This is a genomic window from Vasconcelosia minhoensis LEGE 07310, from assembly GCF_015207255.1.
Classification (GTDB): Bacteria; Cyanobacteriota; Cyanobacteriia; order Phormidesmidales; family Phormidesmidaceae; genus Vasconcelosia; species Vasconcelosia minhoensis.
Map to the genome: position 1 here is coordinate 1 of NZ_JADEXG010000136.1, position 2,932 is coordinate 2,932.

Sequence of the window (2,932 nt, forward strand, 5' to 3'; positions counted from 1 at the left end):
GTTCTGGAGCAGGAGACGGCGCTGGGGGTGCTGGCTCGGGTGCTGGCGGCGGGGTCGCACTGCTGGATGGTGGTGGTGAAGCCGGCTGGGGCTCGGGAGCGGCGGCGGGCTCAGGGAAGAACTCGGCTTCTGGAGCAGCAGGGGGTGCTGGCTCCGCTAGCGCTGGATTGGGCTCTGTTTCTGTTTCTAAAGCGGCTTCCGGCTCTGGCTCCGGCTCGGGTGCTGAATTGGTCTCTGAGTTGGGATTCGCTGTCGGCACTGGTTCCGCAGACTCAGCTGGTTCCGCAGGAGCTGGCGATGCCGTCGCACCAGAGTCTGTCTCAGGAGAAGCCGCCGTCGATTCAGTCTCCGGCGTCGGCTCGGGCGGCACATCAACAGCGCGTCGTTCACCCCGCTGCCGGGCATCGCGGTTACGGCGAGAGCCTTCGATCGACAGGTCATATTCAATCGGCACGCTAGCCCCGCCGCTGACCGGCTGAAAACTAGACCGACGGGCGGCCTGGATAGCGGCCTGGTCAATCGCCCCATTGCCGCTGGAGCGGGTCAGGGTGACGCTGCGGACGCTGCCGTCGGGAGCGATATCAACGCTGACCATGGGTTGACCCTCTGCCCCGGCATCCAGGGCACTTTCGGGATAATCGGGCCGGGCGCAGTTGCGACAGGCAACGGTGCGCGAGCCCTGACCTTGCCCACTGCCGCCGCTGGCTGGAGCCGTCGCTGCGGCAGTTTCAGAGCCTGATTCTGAGTCAGCGGCCGATGCTGACGAATCAACCGCTGACTCGGGTTCCCCGGCACCGACTTCTCCCGTATCCGCCTCTTGTCGCTGCTGAAGCAGGCTTTGAACGCGATCGCGCCGCTCGGACTCAGTCGGCGCGGCAGCCACCGGGTCAGGACTATCCGCTTCGGCTTCCGGTGTTTCCTCAACCTCGGCGAGCGCGTCAGCTTCGGGTTCTTCCTCCTCAGCTGCCTCAGGTACTTCTAGGTCTGATTCAACTTCAGTGTCAGGAGTGACTTCTTCAGGGGCAGCTTCCGGCGCTGGCGTTTCGGGTTCGGCTGGCGTCGCTGGGTCAGGCACAGGCGGCGCAGCGGATGCAGGCTTGGGGGGCGCCACCACAGCAGCCTGCGGTGCGGCGGGTGCAGGATCGCTGGTTTCGGTGCTGAGCTCGGCGGGCTCGACCGGCTCCGGTTCTTCTAGCTCAACCGGTTCTACGGGCTCGGCGAGCGGCTCGGCAGGCGGCTCCATCACAATTAGCTCAATCAGCGAGAGCTCCGCTTCCGGCGGTGGCCAAATATTCAGCTGGCTGAGGCCAAACGCGATCGCGTGCGCCCCCAGGGACCCCGCCAGTCCCCAGAGCAGCAGCTTGCGCAATTTGCCCTGCTCGTACTCGTACTGTTCGACGCAAAGGTTGGAAAGGCTCATGGAAACTGTCCGCGCGACTCACAATCTGCCTTTCAATAATTAAGAAAAAGTTCCATCAAGTCAAGGTTTATTGAGAATATTTCTGAATCGTTATTTGGCCTGAATCAAAACTAAAACTCACTCAAGAATCTGATTACATTTGCAAATCCTTCTATGGACAAAGTTTTTGAACGATCTGAACCGGTCTCTCCGAAAGCTAAGCCGACTCAGAATCGAGGTTTTATTAACTTTTATTCGCTATAGAGTCTTGACAAAAGCATCGGAATCGGGCTCAATACTCTTGACATTGATTTTCATCTGTACTCGACGACCTTCCGAAACCATCCACCCATCCCAGTCTCTACATTCATGGAAAACATTTTCGTCGCAGGCGGCATCGTCATGTGGCCGCTGCTGGCCTTTTCAATCATCGCGATCGCGCTGATCATCGAGCGTCTAATTTTCTGGGTGCGTCTCAACCGCCGTCAGCGCCGCGTGATGCAGGACATTATTCGCACCTATCGGCATAGCCCAACGGACGTCTATCCTAAGCTGAAGCAGAATATCAGCCTGCCGGTCGCCCGCATTTTTCTAGAAGCCTTAGAAATCGAAGGAGCCAGTCCCAAGCAGTTCCACCTGGCTTTAGCCAGCGCTATGCAGGCCGAACTGCCCCATCTGCGGCGGTTTAGCACCGTTTTCGCCACCATCATCAGCGTCGCCCCCCTGCTAGGACTGCTGGGTACTATTTTGGGCCTGATTACGTCTTTTGAAGCAATTCAGCTTGGGGATCTAGGAGCCAACGCTGGCGCAGTGACCGGCGGCATCAGCGAAGCCCTGGTTTCTACAGCAGCCGGCCTGGTCGTGGCCATCTTCACCCTGCTATTCGCCAATCTCTTCCGCGGCCTCTACAAGCGCCAGGTCGCCCTAATCCAGGAATACGGCGGGCAGCTCGAAATCCTCTACGAAACCCAATACGAGCGACAGCACCGAACCCCCACAAAAGCCTACGCCACCTAAAGCACTCCCCCACTCCATCACCCCTAACGCCTACGGCGACGCTTTGCGAACACTCCCCTACTCCCCTACTCCCATGTACAACCTCGAAGAACAAGAAGAAGACTTCGAACTCAACATCGTCCCGATGATCGATGTCATCTTTGCGATTCTGACGTTTTTCATCATCTCTAGCCTGTTTCTAACCCGCTCTGAATCTCTGCCGGTCAATTTGCCTAAAGCGGCCAGTGCTGAAGTCCAGGAGCGCGCCCGGATTACCGTGACGGTCGAAGAATCTGGAGATCTTGCGCTAAACCGAGAGGCCATTTCTCTAGAAGCGCTACAGTCCGGCGTCCGCGACCTTATAGACGAGACTCAAGAATCGGTGATTGTGATTAACGCGGATGAAGCCGTCAGCCATGGGCGCGTGATTGCCGTAATGGATGCGCTGAGAGAGATTGAAGGGGCAACGTTGGGAATTGCCACAGAGCGGGAAGCAGAATGAGAAGTATGCGCTCAAAAACCCTCCACCCTCCACCC

General features: G+C 58.4%; 3 protein-coding genes. 2 read left to right on the forward strand and 1 reads right to left on the reverse strand.

Going from position 1 to position 2,932, the window contains the following annotated elements; translation table 11 throughout:
- On the reverse strand, window positions 1-1,420 hold a 1,420-nt coding region (locus IQ241_RS25050; RefSeq protein ID WP_193912512.1), incomplete at its 3' end, for a TonB family protein.
- Between the two features lie 348 nt (window positions 1,421-1,768).
- Here IQ241_RS25050 and IQ241_RS25055 point away from each other — a divergent pair.
- Entirely contained in the window at window positions 1,769-2,416 is a 648-nt protein-coding gene (locus IQ241_RS25055) for a MotA/TolQ/ExbB proton channel family protein (RefSeq protein ID WP_193912514.1), read from the forward strand.
- Window positions 2,417-2,489: 73 nt separating this feature from the next.
- The gene (locus IQ241_RS25060; protein ID WP_193912517.1) at window positions 2,490-2,897 is read left to right on the forward strand and encodes an ExbD/TolR family protein; all 408 of its coding nucleotides are present in this window, start codon (window positions 2,490-2,492) and stop codon (window positions 2,895-2,897) included.
- The last annotated feature ends 35 nt before the right edge of the window (window positions 2,898-2,932 follow it).

What these genes read in the sequence shown, in the direction of transcription:
- IQ241_RS25060 (WP_193912517.1), top strand. Translation starts at nt 2,490, where the DNA reads ATGTACAACCTCGAAGAACAAGAAGAAGACTTCGAACTCAACATCGTC.
- IQ241_RS25055 (WP_193912514.1), top strand. Translation starts at nt 1,769, where the DNA reads ATGGAAAACATTTTCGTCGCAGGCGGCATCGTCATGTGGCCGCTGCTG.